18 protein-coding genes and 1 tRNA gene are annotated in these 19,365 nt (G+C 64.2%); 5 read left to right on the top strand and 14 right to left on the bottom strand.

Annotated elements, in window-relative coordinates; translation table 11 throughout:
- Positions 1-367 precede the first annotated feature (367 nt).
- The 9 genes from ychF to PRtIB026_RS07415 form a co-directional block, all read right to left on the bottom strand.
- The gene (ychF, locus tag PRtIB026_RS07375) at positions 368-1,468 is read right to left on the bottom strand and encodes a redox-regulated ATPase YchF (protein WP_203648000.1); all 1,101 of its coding nucleotides are present in this window, start codon (positions 1,466-1,468) and stop codon (positions 368-370) included.
- A gap of 23 nt (positions 1,469-1,491) precedes the next feature.
- Positions 1,492-2,076, bottom strand: a complete 585-nt coding sequence (gene pth / locus PRtIB026_RS07380) for an aminoacyl-tRNA hydrolase (protein ID WP_023629555.1) — start codon at positions 2,074-2,076, stop codon at positions 1,492-1,494.
- A gap of 79 nt (positions 2,077-2,155) precedes the next feature.
- Entirely contained in the window at positions 2,156-2,752 is a 597-nt protein-coding gene (locus PRtIB026_RS07385) for a 50S ribosomal protein L25/general stress protein Ctc (RefSeq protein ID WP_203647999.1), read from the bottom strand.
- Between the two features lie 119 nt (positions 2,753-2,871).
- Positions 2,872-3,813 (bottom strand): ribose-phosphate pyrophosphokinase, encoded by a 942-nt coding sequence (locus PRtIB026_RS07390; RefSeq protein ID WP_016391678.1) that lies wholly within the window; start codon positions 3,811-3,813, stop codon positions 2,872-2,874.
- A gap of 45 nt (positions 3,814-3,858) precedes the next feature.
- Positions 3,859-3,933 (bottom strand) — tRNA-Gln (locus PRtIB026_RS07395).
- A gap of 20 nt (positions 3,934-3,953) precedes the next feature.
- The gene (gene ispE / locus PRtIB026_RS07400) at positions 3,954-4,814 is read right to left on the bottom strand and encodes a 4-(cytidine 5'-diphospho)-2-C-methyl-D-erythritol kinase (RefSeq protein WP_203647998.1); all 861 of its coding nucleotides are present in this window, start codon (positions 4,812-4,814) and stop codon (positions 3,954-3,956) included.
- Between the two features lie 4 nt (positions 4,815-4,818).
- Positions 4,819-5,436, bottom strand: coding sequence for a lipoprotein insertase outer membrane protein LolB (gene lolB, locus PRtIB026_RS07405; RefSeq protein WP_028691147.1), 618 nt, complete (start codon positions 5,434-5,436; stop codon positions 4,819-4,821).
- A 3-nt stretch (positions 5,437-5,439) separates the two neighbouring features.
- Positions 5,440-7,161: a tetratricopeptide repeat protein gene (locus tag PRtIB026_RS07410; protein ID WP_203647997.1), complete on the bottom strand. Its 1,722-nt coding sequence runs from the start codon at positions 7,159-7,161 to the stop codon at positions 5,440-5,442.
- Between the two features lie 721 nt (positions 7,162-7,882).
- Positions 7,883-9,007 carry an IS481 family transposase gene (locus tag PRtIB026_RS07415; protein ID WP_203647996.1) on the bottom strand — a complete coding sequence of 375 codons (1,125 nt, stop codon included), beginning with the start codon at positions 9,005-9,007 and terminating at the stop codon, positions 7,883-7,885.
- Positions 9,008-9,549: 542 nt separating this feature from the next.
- Between PRtIB026_RS07415 and hemA the strand changes: the two genes are divergently transcribed.
- From hemA to murI, 5 genes are read left to right on the top strand one after another with little or no spacing between them, the layout of a single operon-like run.
- Positions 9,550-10,827, top strand: coding sequence for a glutamyl-tRNA reductase (gene hemA / locus PRtIB026_RS07420; RefSeq protein WP_203647995.1), 1,278 nt, complete (start codon positions 9,550-9,552; stop codon positions 10,825-10,827).
- Complete coding sequence (prfA, locus tag PRtIB026_RS07425) at positions 10,824-11,906, top strand: peptide chain release factor 1 (RefSeq protein WP_203647994.1); 1,083 nt, start codon at positions 10,824-10,826, stop codon at positions 11,904-11,906. The genes hemA and prfA overlap by 4 nt, the downstream gene beginning before the upstream one ends.
- Entirely contained in the window at positions 11,907-12,737 is an 831-nt protein-coding gene (gene prmC, locus PRtIB026_RS07430; RefSeq protein WP_203647993.1) for a peptide chain release factor N(5)-glutamine methyltransferase, read from the top strand.
- Positions 12,731-13,486: a molybdopterin-synthase adenylyltransferase MoeB gene (locus PRtIB026_RS07435; RefSeq protein WP_203647992.1), complete on the top strand. Its 756-nt coding sequence runs from the start codon at positions 12,731-12,733 to the stop codon at positions 13,484-13,486. Before prmC ends, PRtIB026_RS07435 begins: the two co-directional genes overlap by 7 nt.
- Positions 13,479-14,276 carry a glutamate racemase gene (gene murI, locus PRtIB026_RS07440; RefSeq protein WP_203647991.1) on the top strand — a complete coding sequence of 266 codons (798 nt, stop codon included), beginning with the start codon at positions 13,479-13,481 and terminating at the stop codon, positions 14,274-14,276. Before PRtIB026_RS07435 ends, murI begins: the two co-directional genes overlap by 8 nt.
- A 9-nt stretch (positions 14,277-14,285) precedes the next feature.
- Here murI and PRtIB026_RS07445 read toward each other — a convergent pair whose 3' ends face one another.
- The 5 genes from PRtIB026_RS07445 to PRtIB026_RS07465 form a co-directional block, all read right to left on the bottom strand.
- Positions 14,286-14,966, bottom strand: coding sequence for an SDR family oxidoreductase (locus PRtIB026_RS07445; protein WP_203647990.1), 681 nt, complete (start codon positions 14,964-14,966; stop codon positions 14,286-14,288).
- A gap of 3 nt (positions 14,967-14,969) precedes the next feature.
- Entirely contained in the window at positions 14,970-16,406 is a 1,437-nt protein-coding gene (gene phrB / locus PRtIB026_RS07450; RefSeq protein WP_267813736.1) for a deoxyribodipyrimidine photo-lyase, read from the bottom strand.
- An 11-nt stretch (positions 16,407-16,417) separates the two neighbouring features.
- Positions 16,418-17,293, bottom strand: a complete 876-nt coding sequence (locus tag PRtIB026_RS07455) for a MerR family transcriptional regulator (protein WP_232854725.1) — start codon at positions 17,291-17,293, stop codon at positions 16,418-16,420.
- Positions 17,283-18,251: a DUF523 and DUF1722 domain-containing protein gene (locus PRtIB026_RS07460; RefSeq protein ID WP_203647989.1), complete on the bottom strand. Its 969-nt coding sequence runs from the start codon at positions 18,249-18,251 to the stop codon at positions 17,283-17,285. Before PRtIB026_RS07460 ends, PRtIB026_RS07455 begins: the two co-directional genes overlap by 11 nt.
- A 106-nt stretch (positions 18,252-18,357) precedes the next feature.
- A complete protein-coding gene (locus PRtIB026_RS07465; RefSeq protein ID WP_232854723.1) occupies positions 18,358-19,344 on the bottom strand; it encodes an NAD(P)/FAD-dependent oxidoreductase in 987 nt (328 codons plus the stop codon).
- Positions 19,345-19,365 lie beyond the last annotated feature (21 nt).

The following is a 19,365-nucleotide window of genomic DNA, read 5'->3' on the forward strand; positions in this document are numbered from 1 at the left end:
GTTGCCTCCGATAAACGGGCCGGCCAAGGTCCGGACCCATTTGTCCCGACGGTTGACCGGCAGTGGTCAGGTCCATCGGGTTTCGAGGCAGTGCTTCGGTTATCCCGGTTCAAGCAGGAGGGATTGTAGACGGTTGTGCGCAGGCGATGAAGCCTTGGATTCTTTCAGGCTGAACAGGACTCTATGGGCTGGGAGGTCGCGCAGGGCATCATCACCTGCGGGCTTGCCCCGCGATGTGGGGCTCTGGCATCGGCTTTGCCGGCGATCGCGGGGCAAGCAGGTTCCCACGCAGTGCGGGCGCGGGTTGTAGTGCTTTTCTGCGGGCGAAAAAAAACCCGCCGAAGCGGGTTTTTTCAGGAGCGGTGCATCAGACGTTGAAGCGGAAGTGCATCACGTCACCGTCCTTGACGATGTAGTCTTTGCCTTCAAGGCGCCATTTGCCGGCTTCCTTGGCGCCGCCCTCACCCTTGAACTGGATGAAGTCGTCGTAGGCCACCACTTCGGCGCGGATGAAGCCTTTCTCGAAGTCGGTGTGGATCACGCCGGCCGCTTGCGGTGCGGTGGCGCCCACGCGCACGGTCCAGGCACGCACTTCCTGCACGCCGGCGGTGAAGTAGGTCTGCAGGTTGAGCAGCTCGTAACCGGCACGGATCACGCGGTTCAGGCCAGGCTCTTCCAGGCCCAGGGCCTCGAGGAACATGTCCTTCTCCTCGCCGTCGTCCAGCTCGGCGATCTCGGCTTCGATCTTGTTGCACACCGGTACCACCACCGCGCCTTCTTCCTCGGCGATGGCCTTGACCACGTCCAGGTGCGGGTTGTTGTCGAAGCCGTCTTCGGCGACGTTGGCGATGTACATCACCGGCTTGCTGGTCAGCAGGTGGAAGCCGCGAATCACGGCCTTCTCGTCGTCAGCCATGTTTTTCATCAGGCTGCGCGCCGGCTTGCCTTCGGTGAAGTGCGGGATCAGCTTTTCCAGGATGGCCTTCTGTGCCAGGGCGTCCTTGTCACCGCCCTTGGCGTTGCGGGCGACCTTCTGCAGTTGCTTCTCACAGCTGTCGAGGTCGGCGAAGATCAGTTCGAGGTCGATGATCTCGATGTCGCGCTTGGGGTCGACGCTGTTGGAAACGTGGATCACGTTCTCGTCTTCGAAGCAGCGCACCACGTGGGCGATGGCGTCGGTCTCGCGGATGTTGGCGAGGAACTTGTTGCCCAGGCCTTCACCCTTGGAAGCACCGGCGACCAGGCCGGCGATGTCGACGAATTCCATGGTGGTCGGCAGGATGCGGTTCGGCTTGACGATCTCGGCCAGTGCCGCCAGGCGCGCATCGGGCATCGGCACGATGCCGCTGTTCGGCTCGATGGTGCAGAAGGGGAAGTTCTCCGCCGCGATGCCGGACTTGGTCAGGGCGTTGAACAGGGTGGACTTGCCGACGTTGGGCAGGCCGACGATGCCGCAATTGAAACCCATGGGTATTCCCCTTTCGTAAAGTGTCAGGCCTTCTGGCTGTGCAGTTCGCGCATGGCCTTGGCGAAGTCGCCGGCCAGCACGTCGGGCATCACGCCGAGGGCAAAATCGATGCTGGCGTCGAGCTTCTCCTGCTCGGCGCGTGGCGCCCGGCCCAGGACGAAGTTGGAGACCAGTTTGGCGTCGCCCGGGTGGCCGATGCCGAGCCGCAGGCGGTGGAAGTCGTTCTGGTTGCCGAGCTGCGCGATGATGTCGCGCAGGCCGTTGTGCCCACCGTGGCCGCCGCCTCTCTTGAGCTTGGCGACGCCGGGAGGCAGGTCGAGTTCGTCGTGGGCCACCAGGATCGCTTCCGGCTTGATGCGGAAGAAATTGGCCAGAGCCGCCACGGACTGGCCGCTACGGTTCATGTAGGTGGTGGGGATCAACAGGCGAACATCGTTGCCCTGATGGCTGAATTTAGCCGTCAGGCCGAAATACTTTTTGTCAGCGGACAGCGAAACGCGCTGGGCGCTGGCGAGGCGTTCAACGAAAAGAGCCCCTGCGTTATGCCGGGTCTGTTCGTATTCGGGGCCGGGGTTACCCAGGCCGACGATCAACTGGATGGCGGTCACGTCAGGGGCTCTTCCTTGGAGTTGGTGGGTTACAGTGCGCGCGGCACTGTAACCCGATCAACGCCGGCGTGCGAGTGGATTACTCGGCAGCGCCTTCAGCAGCTTCAGCGGCAACGCGCGGGGCGTGGACGTTGGCAACAGCTTTGTCATCACCGTGGGCCAGAGCGACGAACTCTACGCCTTTCGGAGCTTTCAGGTCCGACAGGTGGATGATGGTGCCGACTTCGGCCTTGGCCAGGTCGACTTCGATGAACTCAGGCAGGTCCTTGGCTTCGCAGGACACTTCGATCTCGGAAACGACGTGCGAGATCTCGCCGCCTTTCTTGATCGGGGCTTCTTCGCCGACGAAGTGAACTGGAACCTTGGCGGTCAGCTTCTGGCCAGCAACGACGCGAACGAAGTCGGCGTGCATGATGAAGCCTTTGGCCGGGTGACGCTGCATGGCCTTGACCACGACGTTCTGCTTGGCGCCGTCGACGTTCAGTTCGATCACGTGGCTGAAGGCAGCTTCGTTTTCGAACAGCTTGGCGATTTCCTTGGCCACGATGGTCAGGGATTGGGCTTCTTTATCGCCACCGTAGACAACGGCAGGGATGTTCAGCGAGTGACGCAGGCGGCGGCTCGCACCTTTCCCCAGGTCAGTACGCGCTTGGGCGTTCAGAATGAAATCAGTCATTTTGTTTCTCCAAAATAGCCCCCCGAGGGCGTTTGCGACCAGCGCCAGACGGGGATGGCAAAAAAGCCCCGCCCCAACACATGCTGGGGCGGGGCGCTTCATATCAACACATGTTCCGCTTAGCGGAACATCGCGCTGATCGATTCTTCGTTGCTGATGCGGCGTACCGCTTCAGCGACAACCGGTGCGATATCCAGCTGGCGGATACGGTCACAGGCCTGAGCAGCGGCGGACAGCGGAACGGTGTTGGTCACCACCAACTCGTCCAGTACCGACTTCTCGATGTTCTCGATCGCACGGCCCGACAACACAGGGTGCGTGCAATAGGCGTAGACCTTGGCGGCACCGTGTTCTTTCAGGGCCTTGGCCGCGTGGCACAGGGTGCCGGCGGTGTCGACCATGTCGTCTACCAGGATGCAGGTGCGTCCTTCGACGTCGCCGATGATGTGCATAACCTCGGAGTGGTTAGCCTTTTCGCGGCGCTTGTCGATGATCCCGAGATCGACGCCCAGGGACTTGGCAACGGCGCGAGCACGCACCACACCACCGATGTCCGGGGAAACGATCATCAGGTTCTCGAAACGCTGGTCTTCGATGTCGTCGACCAGTACGGGCGAGCCGTAGATGTTGTCGACGGGGATATCGAAGAAACCCTGGATCTGGTCAGCGTGCAGGTCGACGGTGAGTACACGGTCGATACCCACGACAGTGAGCATGTCAGCGACGACTTTGGCGCTGATGGCTACACGTGCCGAACGCGGACGGCGGTCCTGGCGGGCGTATCCGAAGTAGGGAATCACGGCGGTGATTCGCGACGCTGAGGAGCGGCGGAAGGCATCTGCCATCACGACCAGTTCCATCAGATTGTCGTTGGTTGGAGCACAGGTGGGCTGAATGATGAAGACGTCCTTACCGCGGACATTTTCATTGATTTCAGCACTGATTTCGCCGTCGGAGAATTTACCGACAGAAACATCACCCAGTGGAATATGCAGCTGACGTACGACACGCCGAGCCAGATCGGGGTTGGCATTCCCCGTGAAGACCATCATCTTGGACACGCGCAGTACCTGAAGGCTGAGGGTAACCTGGATGAGTATAAGAAATGGCAGGGGCGGCTGGATTCGAACCAACGCATGGCAGGATCAAAACCTGCTGCCTTACCGCTTGGCGACGCCCCTGTATCTGTTGCTGCGAATTCTTATGAACTCGACTTCTTGATCAGAACTTGCAGCTTGCGATGCAACATCGAAACATTGCTTCCTTTCGCCACAAACCCTGTTTGGGTCTCTGAAAGAAGGGCCAGAACTCTATCAGCTTCGGCTTTGCTTGGGAAGGCCCCAAACACACAACTTCCAGTTCCGGTCATTCGGGCTTCGGTGAATTTACCCAGTGAAATCAGCGCATTGCGAACTTCAGGATACCGTTGCTCTACTACCGGTTGGCAGTCATTTCGACTGTTTCCCTCGGGAACGGGGCGCATCTTAAGGGGGAGGGAATCACGTGTCAACTCCGGATGCGAAAAAATTTCCGCTGTGCTGACAGACACTTGCGGCACCAGCACGACATACCAGGGTTCCTCGGGGTCGACCGGGGTCAGCTGCTCGCCGACACCCTGGGCGAAGGCCGCGTGGCCGCGGACGAACACCGGCACATCGGCGCCGAGCGACAGGCCCAGGCTTGCCAGGCGGTCTTGGTCCCAGTCCAGCTGCCACAGGTGAGCGAGCGCCAGCAGGGTGGTGGCCGCGTCCGAGCTGCCGCCGCCGATGCCGCCGCCCATGGGCAGCACCTTGTGCAGCCAGATGTCGGCGCCGAGCGGGGTGGCGGATTGTGCCTGCAGCAGGCGCGCGGCGCGGACGATCAGGTTGCTGTCGTGGGGCACGCCTTCAATTTCGGTCTGCAGGCGGATCTGGCCGTCCTCGCGCAGGGCGAAGCTCAGTTCGTCGCCGTGCTCGAGGAACTGGAACACGGTTTCCAGCTCGTGGTAGCCGTCGGCGCGGCGGCCGGTGATGTGCAGCCAGAGGTTGAGCTTGGCCGGGGCGGGCAGGGTCAGCTTGTGCATTGTCTCAGTGCCCCAGCTGGCGTGGCTGCCAGTCCTTGACCACCAGGGTCACGTCGATGTTCTCGCCGTGCAGCTTGAGGCGCTCGGGCAGCCAGTAGCCGTTCTGCTCCACGTAGCTCAGGTACTCGACCTGCCAGCCATCCTGGTGAAGGCTGGCCAGGCGGCTGTCGCCGTCGAGGGTCAGCTGGCTCTTGCTGTCCGGGGCGGGCAGGCCGCGCACCCACCAGACCAGGTGCGACACCGGCAGGCGCCAGCCCAGTTGTTCTTCCAGCAGTGCCTCGGGGTTGGCGGCCTCGTAGCGGCCCTGGTTGGCCACTTCCAGCACCACGCCGCCGGGGCGTCCGGTCAGGCGCGCCGCGCCACGACCCAGGGGACCGGCCAGGCGGATGTCGTAGTAGTCCTGGCGTTGCAGCCAGAACAGGGTGCCGCTGCCGGAGTCGCGCGGGGCGCGGATGCCGACCTTGCCGTTGATCTGCCAGCCGTCGAGGCTGCCCAGCTGCTGTTTGTGCTCGCGCCACAGCTGCGGGTTACCTTGGCCTTGTACGGCTTCCTTGCTGCCGAAGCCGGCGCAGCCGGCGAGCAGGGCGATGAGGGTGAAGGTGATGCAATGACGCAGGAACATGGTTTACAGGCTCTCGGATCCGGTCAGGCGCAGCAGGGTCTTGCGCAGGATGGGGCTGTCGGCCTGGGCTTCGAAGCCCTTGGCCCAGACTTGGCGGGCTTCGCGGCGCTTGCCGTTGGCCCAGAGGACTTCGCCCAGGTGGGCGGCGACTTCATGGTCGGGGAAGCGTTCGAAGGCCAGGCGCAGCTGGCGCTCGGCTTCCTCGAGGTTGCCCATGCGATAGGCCACCCAGCCCAGGCTGTCGAGCACCGCCGGGTCGTCCGGAGTGAGCTGGTGGGCCTTGTCGATCAACGTCTTGGCTTCGCTGTAGCGGGTGGTGCGGTCGGCCAGGGTGTAGCCCAGGGCGTTGAGGGCCATGGCGTTTTCCGGCTCGCGGGCAAGGATCGCGCGCAGGTCTTTCTCCATCTGCGTCAGGTCGTTGCGCTTCTCGGCGAGCATGGCGCGGGTATAGAGCAGGTTGAGGTCGTCCGGGTAGCGCTTGATCGCCTGCGCCAGCACCTGACCGGCCTGGGCCTCCTTGCCGTTGTTGCCCAGGCTTTCGGCTTCGATCAGGTACAGCTGGATGGCGTAGTCCGGCTGCGCCTCGCGGGCTTCGGCGAGTATCCGCGAGGCTTCGGCGCTGCGGCCGTTGGCGATGAGGATATCGGCCTGGCGCAGTTGCGCCGGCAGGTAGTCCGGGCCGGGGCCGACCAGGGCGTATTCGCGCAGGGCGGCGGCCGGCTGGCTGCGCTCCTCGCGGATGCGGCCCAGGTTGAGGTGGGCGGCGTCGACGTTGGCGTCACGCTCGACCAGCTCCTGCAGGTAGCCTTCGGCTTCGTCCCAGTGTTTGGTTTCCAGGCACACCAGGGCCAGCGAGTAGCGGATCTCGTCGTCTTCGGGGTATTGCTGCAGCAGGCTTTCGAACTCGGCCTTGGCGTCGTCGATGCGGTCCTGCTCGACCAGGGTGCGGGCGTAGGTCAGGCGCAGGCGCTTGTCCTCGGGGTTGTCGCGGATCGCCCCACGCAGCAGTGGCAGGGCCTCCGGGCCACGGTCCATGGCTTGCAGCAGACGGGCGCGCAGCAGCACCGGGGCGATTTCGCCGTTCTTCGGCGGATGGGCCTCGAGCAGGTCGAGGGCCTGTTGCGGCTTGTCGTCCTGGTTCAGCAGCAGGGCCTTGCCGAACACCAGCTGGCCGTTGTCGGGGTATTTCACCAGCAGGCGGTCGAAGCTCTGCATCAGGCCGTCACGGGTGCTCTGGTCGGTCTCGGCGGCCGCCAGGGCGAGGAAATCGAAGTGGGTGTCGCCCTGGCCCTGCAGCACCTTTTCCATATAGGTCATGGAGTCGTCGTAGCGTCCGGCGCGGGCCAGCTGGATGGCCGCGGCGCGCTGTGCGTCGAGGTTCTGTGGGGCGTTGCGTGCCCAGATCAGCGCGGTGTCCAGGGCAGGCTCGTCGGCGCCGAGGTATTCGGCGATGCGATAGGCGCGCTCGGAGACGGCCGGATCCTGGGTCTTTTCGGCCTGGTCGACGTAGTTGGCCAGGGCGATGTCAAAGCGGTTGCGCTGGCCGGCCAGCTCCGCCACCAGCAGGCTGTACAGGGTGTCCTGCTTGAACGATCCGTACACCACGGGCTTTTCCGCGCTCTTGCCGGCGTCGACGGCGGGCGACTGGGCGTCCGTCTTCGGGGCCAGGCTTTGGCAGCCTTGAAGCAGGGCGAGGGCAAGTAGCAATGCGTAGGATTTGTTCATAGAGGCTTATTAAAGAGGCTAAACCGGCGGTCGGAGCATGATGACACAAGCGTGAGGGCAAACCCACCTGCGAAGGTCGTGGTGTGAAGCGGTGCTTCGGAGTATAGGGACAATGAGCCGGGGCGGTGGTTCGCAACCACTCACGGCATCCTGCCCTTGCCCTTGCCCTTGCCCTTGCCCTTGCCCTTGCCCTTGCCCTTGCCCTTGCCGTTGTTTTTGCTTTTGCTTCTAAGCGCACGGTAGTTCAGGCAACACCAATTGCGACTTCAGGAGGCCGAACGCAGGTCTTGCGGAGGGAGGTGACGGGCATGGATGCCCGTCAAGCGCTGCGCCCCAGGATGGGGCGTTCAGCGCGGTCCTCCCGGGAGCAAGACCGGAGTGAGGGGACCCCGGAGCGAAGCGTAGGGGCCGGATGAACGGAGCGGGGCGGTTTTGCCTACTTTTGCCAAGACAAAAGTAGGCCGCCGTAAGGGCGGAAAGGTGACTATGCGTCGCCATCGCCAATGAATGAGCGTATAACTTTCAAAACCCACGCTCTGAAAGTCAAAGTCAAAGTCAAAGTCAAAATCGGTCGGCGTGGGTTTCTGCAGGTGCAAGCGCATTCATTTACGATATCGACGCATAGTCACCTTTTCGCCCTTACGGCGAGTCACTTTTTGTCAAACGCGACTGTAGAGACCGGACACATCGCTGACACATGTGCGCAGACATGGTTGACACATTATGGTCCGTAATCAGGTTTATTCACGTCGATGGTGCGCAGGCGTTGATGGCAGAAATAGACATCGAACATGTCCCCACCGTCTCGCCCAGGGCGTATCGCTATGGTCTGCCCGACCAACCCTTTTGCGATGCTGAAATAGCGTTTCTGGAAGCGGAAGCGACTGTGATAAACCTTGGCCAGGGTATCGTCTGGCCCATATTCAAATTCCTCAAGCTGATTGGGGTAGGCCCACGGGCTGGGGTGATATCTGGCCATCGGCACTTGATACCCCAAAGCCTGATGAGGGCGCTGTAAGTTGTAAATTTCCCGCCATCGGTCAAACGCCGTCTGGGCTTGCACCAAGGTCGAGAACTGCCGCCCATCGAGTACTTCAGCCTTCAAGGAACGGTGGAAACGCTCAATTTTGCCATTCGTTTGAGGGTGGTACGGGCGACTGAAACTTATCTGTATCCCTAGTCGAATCAACCAGATACTCAGTTCTGTAACCTCTCCAGGATTACGCGGTGAGCCCCAGGGAGCACCATTATCGACGTTGATTCGGACCGGTAGGCCGTAGCGCTGGAAGACCTCAGTCATCTTCTCCTTGACCGTCGTTCCTCGCTCGTTATCGCAAGCGTGAATAGCCAAATTGAAGCGGGAGTGGTCGTCAAGAATGGTCAGCGGATGACACCGGCCTTGCTGCAGGGCGAAGTGCCCTTTGAAGTCCATCTGCCAGAGATCGTTGGGTGCATCGTGCTCAAACCTAAGCCGCGCCTCTCGCGCCTTCTCAGGGCTCTGGATCAGTTCATGGCGGTGCAATACGTTGGTGACGGTGCTGGGGGCAATACGCTTGCTCAGCAGGCTGCTGATTGTGCGTCCGCCCCAGGCCGGGTGCTCCTGTCGAAGTGCAACGACTTCTGCTTCCAACGCAGCCTCGGTCAAGCGAGGGCTACTAGCCGGCCTCCGAGATCGTTCTTGTAGAGCGGCCGAACCGCCTTGTTCAAAACGGCGCAGCCACTTGTATCCGGTTTGAGGACTGATGCTGAAGCGTCGGCATAACTCTCGAATATTGGCATCCGGTTGTCGCGCCAGGGATACGAACTCTTCTTTCAGGCTCATGGCGTTTCTCACGTTCCAAGGCATGGCGAAAATCCTGGCAAAGGGGGCTGCCAGGAAGTGTCAACCATGTCTCCGTACACGTGTCCACCATGTGTCCGGTCTCTACACGCGACAAAAAGTAACCAAAAAACGCTGCGCTCCATTCATCCGGCCCTCCGCTTCGCTCCGGGTTCCCTCACTCCGGCCTTGCTCCCGGGAGGACCGCGCTGCAGGGCCCATCCTGGGCCCCAGCGCTTGACGGGCATCCATGCCCGTCACCTCCCTTCGCAAGACCTGCGTTCGGCCTCCTGAAGTCGCGAAGGTACGGGCGGCGCCTGGACTGGCGCAGCTGTCGCTAGCTGGGTGTGACGCTAGACTCTCGATCGGCAACGGCAACGGCAACGGCAACGGCAGGGAAGGGAAGGGAAGGGAAGGGAAGGGAAGGGAAGGGAAGGGAAGGGAAGGGAAGGGAAGGTGATGGTGCGGGGCGATAGGCACGCACCATCGCCACAATAGCGAACGGTGGTTGTTCTAAAACCTGCGAAGTAGGACAATTATCGGCTTCACGTCCCAACCAGCGACCTTGCATGGCCTTTCTTGCACTTGGTATCAACCATAAGACTGCCTCGGTAGACGTACGCGAGCGCGTGGCGTTTACGCCCGAGCAGCTGGTCGATGCCCTGCAGCAGCTCTGCCGACTGACCGCCAGCCGCGAGGCGGCGATCCTGTCCACCTGCAACCGCAGCGAGCTTTATATAGAGCAGGACCACCTTGCCGCCGACGCCGTGCTGCAATGGCTGGCCGACTACCACCAGCTGAGCCTCGACGAACTGCGCGCCAGCGCCTATGTCCACGAGGAACACGACGCGGTCCGGCACATGATGCGCGTGGCCTCCGGCCTCGACTCGCTGGTGCTCGGCGAGCCGCAGATCCTCGGCCAGATGAAGTCAGCTTATGCCGTGGCCCGTGAGGCCGGCACCGTCGGGCCGCTGCTCGGGCGCCTGTTCCAGGCCACCTTCAGCGCCGCCAAGCAGGTGCGCACCGACACCGCCATCGGCGAGAACCCGGTCTCGGTGGCGTTTGCCGCGGTCAGCCTGGCCAGGCAGATCTTCTCCGACCTGGGCCGCAGCCAGGCGCTGCTGATCGGTGCCGGCGAGACCATCACCCTGGTCGCCCGCCACCTGCACGAGCAGGGCGTGCGCCGCATCGTCGTGGCCAACCGCACCCTCGAGCGTGCCAGCATCCTCGCCGAACAGTTCGGCGCCCATGCCGTGCTGCTCTCGGACATCCCGCAGGAACTGGCCAACAGCGACATCGTCATCAGCTCCACCGCCAGCCAACTGCCGATCCTCGGCAAGGGCGCGGTGGAGAGCGCGCTGAAGCAGCGCCGGCACAAGCCGATCTTCATGGTCGACATCGCCGTGCCGCGTGACATCGAGCCGCAGGTGGGTGAGCTGGACGACGTTTACCTCTATACCGTCGACGACCTGCATGACGTGGTCGCGGAAAACCTCAAGAGCCGCCAGGGCGCGGCCCAGGCCGCCGAAGAGCTGGTCTCGGCCGGCGCCGACGACTTCATGGTGCGCCTGCGCGAACTGGCGGCGGTGGATGTGCTCAAGGCCTACCGCCAGCAGAGCGAGCGCCTGCGCGACGAAGAACTGCAAAAGGCCCTGCGCCTGCTCGGCAACGGCGGCAACCCCGAGGATGTGCTCATGCAGCTGGCCCGGGGCCTGACCAACAAACTCTTGCACGCGCCCAGCGTGCAGCTGAAAAAGCTCTCCGCCGAAGGCCGCCTCGATGCGCTGGCCATGGCCCAGGAACTCTTCGCCCTCCACGAGGGCTCGACGGACAAATCCCCGCAATGAAAGCGTCGCTGCTGAACAAACTGGACACGCTCCAGGATCGCTTCGAGGAACTCACCGCGCTGCTTGGTGACGCCGAAGTCATTTCCGACCAGACGCGCTTTCGCGCCTACTCCCGCGAGTACGCCGAAGTCGAGCCGGTGATCGGCGCCTATAAAGACTGGCGCAAGGTCCAGGACGATCTCGAGGGCGCCCAGGCGCTGCTCAAGGATGCCGACCCCGACCTGCGCGAGATGGCCGTGGAGGAGGTGCGCGAGGCCAAGGAGCAGTTGGTGGGCCTGGAGTCGCAGCTGCAGCGCATGCTGTTGCCCAAGGATCCCAACGACGGGCGCAACGTGTTCCTGGAAATCCGCGCCGGCACCGGCGGTGACGAGGCGGCGATCTTCTCCGGCGACCTGTTCCGCATGTACTCGCGCTACGCCGAGAAACGCGGCTGGCGCCTGGAGATCCTCTCCGAGAACGAAGGCGAGCACGGCGGCTACAAGGAAATCATCGCCCGGGTCGAAGGCGACAGCGTGTACGGCAAGCTGAAGTTCGAGTCCGGCGCGCACCGTGTGCAGCGGGTCCCGGAAACCGAATCGCAAGGCCGTATCCACACCTCGGCCTGCACCGTGGCGGTATTGCCCGAGCCCGACGAGCAGGTGGCGATCGAGATCAACCCGGCCGACCTGCGCGTGGACACCTACCGCGCCTCCGGCGCCGGCGGCCAGCACGTCAACAAGACCGACTCGGCGATCCGCATCACCCACTTGCCCACCGGCATCGTGGTCGAGTGCCAGGAAGAGCGCTCGCAGCACAAGAACCGTGCCCGCGCCATGTCCTGGCTGTCGGCCAAGCTCAACGACATGCAGACCAGCGCCGCGCAGAACGCCATCGCCAGCGAGCGCAAACTGCTGGTGGGTTCAGGCGATCGCTCCGAGCGCATCCGCACCTACAACTATCCACAGGGCCGGGTCACCGACCACCGTATCAACCTCACCCTCTACTCCCTCGACGATATCCTCGCCGGCGGTGTGGACGCGGTGATCGAGCCGTTGCTGGCCGAATACCAGGCCGATCAGCTGGCCGCCCTGGGGGATTGAATGACCATCATCGCCAGCCTGCTGCGCAACGCGCAGTTGCCGGACTCGCCGACCGAACGGCTGGACGCCGAGCTGCTCCTGGCCGCGGCCCTGGGCAAGTCGCGCAGCTTCCTGCACACCTGGCCCGAGCGCATCGTCAGCAGCGAGGCGGCGCAGGTGTTCGCCAGCTACCTCGAACGGCGTCGCGCCGGTGAGCCGGTGGCCTATATCCTCGGCCAACAGGGGTTCTGGAAGCTGGACCTGGAAGTTGCGCCACACACGCTGATTCCGCGTCCGGACACCGAGCTGCTGGTGGAAACCGCCCTTGAGCTCGTGCCACCCATGCCTGCCCGAGTACTCGATCTGGGCACCGGCACCGGGGCTATCGCCATGGCCCTGGCCAGTGAGCGTCCGGGGTGGCAGGTCACGGCGGTGGACCGTATCGACGAGGCCGTGGCCTTGGCCGAGCGCAACCGCCAGCGCCTGGGCCTGGGCAATGTCCAGGTGCGCGCCAGCCATTGGTTCGACGCTCTCTCGGGTGACCGATTTGACCTGATCCTCAGCAACCCGCCCTATATTCGCGCCGCTGATCCGCACCTGGTGGCCGGTGACGTGCGCTTCGAACCCAGCAGTGCCCTGGTGGCCGGCGAAGACGGGCTGGACGACCTGCGGGTGATCGTCGCCCAGGCCCCGGCGCACCTGCTGCCCGGAGGTTGGCTGCTGCTCGAGCACGGCTATGACCAGGCGCCCGCCGTACGCGACCTGCTGGCGGCGGCCGGCTTCATCGACGTCGCCAGCCGCGTCGACCTGGGCGGCCACGAACGCATCAGCCTGGGGCGCCTGCCATGCTGAGCGACCAGGAGCTGTTGCGCTACAGCCGGCAGATCCTCCTGTCGCAGGTGGATATCGACGGCCAGTTGCGCCTGAAACACGGCAAGGCCCTGGTGATAGGCCTGGGCGGGCTGGGCTCGCCGGTGGCGCTGTACCTCGCCGCGGCGGGTGTCGGTGAGCTGCACCTGGCCGATTTCGACACCGTCGACCTGACCAACCTGCAACGCCAGGTGATCCACGACAGCGACAGCGTCGGCATGAGCAAGGTCGATTCGGCCATCAAGCGTCTGCGGGCGATCAACCCGGAAATCAGCCTGGTCGCCCATCGCCGGGCGCTGGACGAGGATTCGCTGGCCGCCGCGGTGGCGGCGGTCGATGTAGTGCTCGACTGCTCCGACAACTTCGGCACCCGCGAGGCGGTCAATGCCGCCTGTGTGGCTGCGGGCAAGCCGTTGGTCAGCGGCGCGGCGATCCGCCTCGAGGGCCAGTTGTCGGTGTTCGACACCCGCCGCGATACCAGCCCCTGCTACCACTGCCTGTATGGCCATGGCAGCGAGGCCGAGCTGACCTGCAGCGAGGCCGGTGTGATCGGTCCGCTGGTGGGGCTGGTCGGCAGCCTGCAGGCACTGGAAGCGCTGAAGTTGCTGGTCGGTTTCGGCGAGCCGCTGGTCGGCCGCCTGCTGCTGATCGACGCCCTGAGTACCCGCATGCGCGAGCTGCGGGTCAAGCGCGACCCCGCCTGCGCGGTGTGCGCGACTCGCCATGGCTGAGCGCTCGGCGCCGGTGGGCGTGATGGATTCCGGGGTCGGCGGGTTGTCGGTGCTGGCCGAGATCCAGCGCCTGCTGCCCAACGAGTCGCTGCTCTACCTGGCCGACAGTGGCCACGTGCCCTATGGCGAGAAGTCCCCGGACTACATTCGCCAGCGTCTGCGGCTGATCGCCAGGTTCTACCATGAGCAGGGCGCCAAGGCCTTGGTCCTGGCCTGTAACACGGCCACGGTGGCAGCGGTGGCCGACCTGCGCGAGCTCTATCCGGACTGGCCGCTGGTGGGCATGGAGCCTGCGGTCAAGCCGGCGGCCGCGGCAACCCGCTCCGGCGTGGTCGGTGTGCTGGCCACCACCGGTACCCTGCAGAGCGCCAAGTTCGCTGCCTTGCTTGACCGCTTCGCCAACGATGTGCGGGTGATTACTCAGCCGTGCCCTGGGCTGGTGGAGCGTATCGAGGCAGGGGATCTGGTCAGCGAGCAACTGCGCCAGTTGCTGTCGGGCTATGTAAAACCTTTGCTGGCGGCCGGTTGCGACACCCTGATCCTGGGCTGCACCCACTACCCGTTCCTGCGGCCCATGCTGGCCGAGATGGTGCCGGCGGATGTGGCGATCATCGACACCGGCGCTGCCGTGGCGCGCCAACTGCAACGCCTGCTGGACGCTCGCGGGCTGCTCAGTGACGGACCGGCGCGGGCGACGGCGTTCTGGAGCAGCGGCGAGCCGGACAACTTGCAGAATGTCCTGCCGCTATTGTGGAACCAGTCCGGCAGCGTGCAGCGCTTCCTGCCATGAAACGCAGGGTCAACTGCTTTTCGGCAGCGGCCACAGTTCGCCTGGGTTGAGCACCTCCAGTACCAGCTCGGGTTGGCGCTCATCCAGGCGCGCCAGCAACTCCTGCGCTGCGCTTTGCGCCGTCCAGGGCTCCGGAATGGCCTGTACCGAGGTCACCGGGGTCTTCAGCGACTGAGGCGCCACCACGGTCAGGTCGATGCCTAGTGTGCTCAGGGTGTTGCGTTGTTCGCTCAGCCATGTCGGCAGGCTGTTGCCGCCATTGAGCGGCTGGTTCGGTTCGAACAGCTGCAATGCCGAGTAGCGACTGAGAATGGCCATGACCTGCGGCCTCTGGCCCTTGGCCAACAACGGCAGCGCGGCGTTCAGGCACTGGTGCGTGGCCTGCAGGTTGCTGCTGACGATCTGCTCGAACAGGTCTGCATGCGCCATATTGTCCGGCAGATAGTCGCAGCTCCCGGCATTTACCAGCAGACAATCCAGCGCGCCCCAAGTGGCCTTAAGCCGCTGACCGGCATCCTGCAAGGGGCCGAAAAGCCGCAGCAAGCGTGTGCCGTGACGCTCCCCCAAGGTGTCGAGTTCCTGGCTATCCCTGCCACTGGCGGCCACCGTGTGCCCTTGTGCGAGCAACTGTTCCACCAAGGCCAGGCCGAGTCCGTGGCTGGCTCCTGTAATCCAGAAACGACGTGTCATGCTCTATGCCCCCTGATCCTGCCAGCTGGTCAAGCTTTTGAAGGCTTCCAATGCGCGTTGGCGACTACTATCGAGATCGACTATCGGGCCCGAGTAATTATTAGTAGCAAATAGGTCGGCGGATTTCACGGGGTAGTGAATTGATTTATCGTCCTTTCCTTCCAGTTCAGGCAACCACCGGCGGATGAACAATCCGTTCGGATCGAAGCGCTGCGACTGTGTGATGGGGTTGAAGATCCGAAAATAGGGCACGGCGTCGGTGCCGGTCGAGGCGCTCCATTGCCAGCCACCGTTGTTGGCGGCCAGATCACCGTCTATCAGGTGACGCATGAAATGCCGTTCGCCGTGCCGCCAGTCGATCAGCAGGTTCTTGCTGAGGAACATGGCGACGATCATGCGCAGGCGGTTGTGCATCCAGCCGGTGTGCAGCAACTGGCGCATGGCGGCATCGATGATGGGGAAGCCGGTGCGGCCGTCCTTCCAGGCCTGCAGGTCGGCGGGCGCGTCGCGCCAGGGCAGTGCTTCTGTATGCAGGCGGAAGGCGCGGTGCCGGGAGACCCGGGGGTAGCCCACCAGTGTGTGCTTGTAGAACTCGCGCCACAGCAGTTCGTTGACCCAGGTCTGCACGCCGACGCTGCCACTGTCGAACTCGCCCCGGTTGCTGGCCAGTGCCGCATGCAGGCACTGGCGCGGCGAGACCACGCCAGCGGCGAGGTAGGGGGACAACTGGCTGGTGCCGGCCCTGGCAGGCAGGTCGCGCAGTTGTGCGTAGTCATCGATGGTTTCGTCGACGAAGCGCTGTAACCGCCGCCTGCCTTCATCCTCGCCTGCCGGCCAATGCTGGCGTAGGGCTTCGCCAGGGGGCTCGAAGCCTTCGATCTGCAGGGGGATGGCGTCGCTGCGGATCCTGAGGGCTTGCTGGCGTTTCACCGAATGGGCAAGGGGGGGCAGGCTGCGGTGCAGGTGCTCCAGGCAGACCCGCTTGAACTGGCCGAACACCTGGAAGTACTGGCCGGTGCGGGTCAGCACGCTGCCGGGCCTGAACAGCAGCTGGTCGAGGTGGCCGGTGGCGGTGATTCCGGCTTGCTGCAATGCGTCATGGGTTGCCTGGTCCCGCCGGGCCTCGTTGATGCCGTATTCGTCGTTCCAGTGCACGGCCTCGATGCCGTGCTGGCGACAGACCTCGAGCACGCACTCCGGGACACCCGCCCAGCTGTCTGTCGTGCGAACCAGCAACGGAATGTTCAGCGCCGCCAGCGACTGTTGCAGCAATCGCAGGTTGCGCAGCCAGAAATCGACCTTGCACGGCGCATCGTCGTGGGCCTGCCACTGGCCGGGGCTGGCGATCCAGAGGGCCACGGTCGGGCCACGCTGGCAGGCGGCCGCGAGGGCGGTGTTGTCATCGATGCGCAGGTCGCTGCGCAGCCAGATCAATTGCATGGGTTGCAGGCTCAAGGTCGAGGTTGTTGAAGGCAGCGCAAGGCGGTTAGCGGGCTGTCGAACAGGTGTAGGTCAGGCAACGACAGTGCATGCAGTTCCGTCTCATGCAGGCTGACGGTGCTACCACCCAGGAGTTTCAGTGTGTTGACGTCCTTCAATGCGCGGCCCAGCGCGGCGAGGTCGGGGCGACGGCCGAGGTGCAGCAGCAGCGCTCGTGGTTGCAGGTGCTCCACGGCCAGGCGCAGTTGACGGGGCTCGACCGACCACTCGAGGATCTCCAGTGGGTAGCCGTTGCTGCTCAGCAGCCAGGCGCAAAGCCAGAACTCGGCATCGAAGGGGGAATCATCGGAGCGGGCGAGCAGCACGCAGGGGCCGCCAAGCGAGTGGCTGTCGTGATAAACCCGCGCCCCCAGCTTGCTGCGCAGCCAGCCCTGAAGGAACACCTGTTCCAGTCGCGCGTCGAAATGCGTTTGCCAGCGTTGTTCGAGGGCTTCGAGCAGCGGCAGCAGCAGGCGTTCGCACACGGTTACGGCGGGGTAGAGGGCCATGACCTGGTTGATCAACTGGTCCAACGGACGCTGGGCAAGGCGGGCGATGGCCGCGATCAACTGCTCGATCCGTGCGCCCCATTCGCCCTGGATCGGCGCCGTGGCGTGCGCGGCATTGTCCAGCAGCTCGCGCACCTGGCTCACCGCGGCGCCACGCTCCAGCCAGCGCAGCACGGCCTGGACCCGCTGCACCTGGTCCTGTGGATAAAGGCGATGGCCCTTGGGCGTGCGCTGTGGCTTGATCAGGCCGTACCGGCGCTCCCAGGCGCGCAGGGTGACCGGATTGACGCCGGTCAGGCGGGCCACTTCGCCGATGGGCAGCAATGGGTCAGATGGCATTGCGCAGTCCGAGGTCTTCCGGATGGGGTTGCAGGTAGGCCTGTTGCAGCAGATAAGGATCGGGATGGTGGCGCAGGTGGTGCTTGAGCAGGGTCAAGGGTACGACCAGGGGCACCACGCCTTGCTGGTATTGGCCGATAACCTGCTGCAGCTCGGCCTTGTCCGCCTGGCCCAGGTCGTTGCGCAGATAGCCGCTCAGGTGCTGCAGTACGTTGCCATGGGTGCCGCGACTGGCGCAGCGGCGCAGTGCCTGCATCAACTGGCTGAAGTAGCGCGGGCCGAGCTGCGCCGGGTCGTCGTCGCGGCTCATGTTGCCGAGCAGGCGGCCAAGGCTGCGGTACGCCTGGGGATTGTGCGCCATCAGCAGGTACTTGTAGCGGGCATGGAAGCGGATCAGCGCACCGCGGCTCAGGCCCTGGCGCAGCAGTTGCCGCCAGTCGGCGTAGGCGTAGACGCGGGTAATGAAGTTTTCCCGCAGCACCGGGTCGTGCAGGCGGCCTTCCTCCTCGACCGGCAGGTCCGGGCGCCGCTCGCAGAAGGCCGCGGCGTAGGCGCCCCGGCCACCCTGGTGGGCCGGGCGGCCGTCTTCCTGGTAGACCTTGACCCGTTCAAGGCCGCAGGACGGTGACTTCTGCATGAAGATGTAGCCGCAGATATCGTCGAGTTCGTCGGCCATTTGTTCGCCGTAGGCACGCAGCGGGCCGGCAAAATCAGTGGCGCTGTTGCGCGTGCCGGTGACGGCGGGGTGGTCCGGGTCCCCCACCAGGCGGATGGGTTCACGGGGCGTGCCCAAGCCGATGGCGACCTCGGGGCACAGGGGGACCCAGTCGAAATGCTTGCCGAGCAGCTCGAGACACAGGCTGGAAGCTTTGTGGCCGGCGTTGTAGCGCACGTTGAGGCCGGTCAGGCAGGCGCTGATGGCCAGGCGTGGCTTGCCGCTGGGCGGTGAAGCGTTCATCGCGGTCTCCGGAATGACTTGTACAGGCTGCACGGTTTGTACAAGTCTATTCCAGCACAGATAAAAACTTATACAAGTAGAATTTTTTGTATAAGTTTTCCGTCGATTATTCCAGATGCTCCAGCAGCCGTCGGGCGGCTTCCTGGCCACTGAGCCAGGCCCCTTCGACCCGGCCGGACAGGCACCAGTCGCCACAGGCGTACAGGCCCAGGTCAGCATCGGCCAGCGTGCCCCATTCATGATTGACTGCAGGACGGGCGTACAGCCAGCGGTGGGCCAGGGCGAAGGTCGGCGCGGGGACTATGCAGCCGACCAGCTCGGCAAACTCACCCCACAGCTGCTCAATCACTTGCTCCTTGGGCAGGTCGATATGCTGCTTGCTCCAGCTGGAGGTGGCATGCAGCACCCAGGTGTCGAGATGCTCGTCGCGGCCTGGTTTGCTCCGATTGCGGGCCAGCCAGTCGAGCGGATTGTCCTGCACGAAGCAGCCCTGCATGGGGGTGTCGAGCGGTGTCTGGAAGCCCAGGGCGATGGCCCAGGTCGGTTCCATCTGCACCCCGGCGGCGACCGCCGCGAGTTTGGGGGCGGCCGTCAACAGCGCGGTGGCCTGAGGCGCCGGCACGGCGATCACCACCTGGCTGAACGGTCCGTGGCTGCAGCCCTCGGTGTCCTGCAGGTGCCAGTACTGTTTGCCGCGAAACACCTCGGCGATGCGGCAGCCGAAGTTCACCGTGACATCCTTGAGCAGGCCGCGGGTGATGGCGCTCATGCGTGGTACGCCGACCCAGCGGATCTGTTCATCAGGGGAGGGGGTCAGTTCACCATCGCGGTAGTTGTACAGCTGCGGCTTCCACTGCTGCGCCCAGCCGTTCGCCACCCAGTGCTGGACCTGCTCGACGAAGCGCCGGTCGCGGGCGGTGAAGTACTGGGCACCGAGGTCCAGGGCGCCGGCGTCGCTGCGCTTGCTGGCCATGCGGCCACCGCTGCCGTGGCCCTTGTCGAACAGGTGGACGGTCTGCCCGGCTTTCTGCAGGGCCTGGGCGGCGGACAGGCCGGCGATTCCGGCACCGATGATGGCAATAGGTACTGTCATGATGGCCTCTTCGAACCTAGC

Source organism: Pseudomonas sp. RtIB026 (assembly GCF_016861355.2).
GTDB classification, from domain to species: Bacteria; Pseudomonadota; Gammaproteobacteria; order Pseudomonadales; family Pseudomonadaceae; genus Aquipseudomonas; species Aquipseudomonas peradeniyensis.

Coding starts and splice junctions, on each gene's coding strand:
- murI (WP_203647991.1), top strand. CDS start 13,479: ATGGCTGAGCGCTCGGCGCCGGTGGGCGTGATGGATTCCGGGGTCGGC.
- PRtIB026_RS07385 (WP_203647999.1), bottom strand. CDS start 2,752: ATGACTGATTTCATTCTGAACGCCCAAGCGCGTACTGACCTGGGGAAA.
- ispE (WP_203647998.1), bottom strand. CDS start 4,814: ATGCACAAGCTGACCCTGCCCGCCCCGGCCAAGCTCAACCTCTGGCTG.
- prmC (WP_203647993.1), top strand. CDS start 11,907: ATGACCATCATCGCCAGCCTGCTGCGCAACGCGCAGTTGCCGGACTCG.
- hemA (WP_203647995.1), top strand. CDS start 9,550: ATGGCCTTTCTTGCACTTGGTATCAACCATAAGACTGCCTCGGTAGAC.
- PRtIB026_RS07460 (WP_203647989.1), bottom strand. CDS start 18,251: ATGAACGCTTCACCGCCCAGCGGCAAGCCACGCCTGGCCATCAGCGCC.
- lolB (WP_028691147.1), bottom strand. CDS start 5,436: ATGTTCCTGCGTCATTGCATCACCTTCACCCTCATCGCCCTGCTCGCC.
- prfA (WP_203647994.1), top strand. CDS start 10,824: ATGAAAGCGTCGCTGCTGAACAAACTGGACACGCTCCAGGATCGCTTC.
- PRtIB026_RS07445 (WP_203647990.1), bottom strand. CDS start 14,966: ATGACACGTCGTTTCTGGATTACAGGAGCCAGCCACGGACTCGGCCTG.
- PRtIB026_RS07455 (WP_232854725.1), bottom strand. CDS start 17,293: ATGCCATCTGACCCATTGCTGCCCATCGGCGAAGTGGCCCGCCTGACC.
- PRtIB026_RS07435 (WP_203647992.1), top strand. CDS start 12,731: ATGCTGAGCGACCAGGAGCTGTTGCGCTACAGCCGGCAGATCCTCCTG.
- PRtIB026_RS07465 (WP_232854723.1), bottom strand. CDS start 19,344: ATGACAGTACCTATTGCCATCATCGGTGCCGGAATCGCCGGCCTGTCC.
- ychF (WP_203648000.1), bottom strand. CDS start 1,468: ATGGGTTTCAATTGCGGCATCGTCGGCCTGCCCAACGTCGGCAAGTCC.
- phrB (WP_267813736.1), bottom strand. CDS start 16,406: ATGCAATTGATCTGGCTGCGCAGCGACCTGCGCATCGATGACAACACC.
- PRtIB026_RS07415 (WP_203647996.1), bottom strand. CDS start 9,007: ATGCCTTGGAACGTGAGAAACGCCATGAGCCTGAAAGAAGAGTTCGTA.
- PRtIB026_RS07410 (WP_203647997.1), bottom strand. CDS start 7,161: ATGAACAAATCCTACGCATTGCTACTTGCCCTCGCCCTGCTTCAAGGC.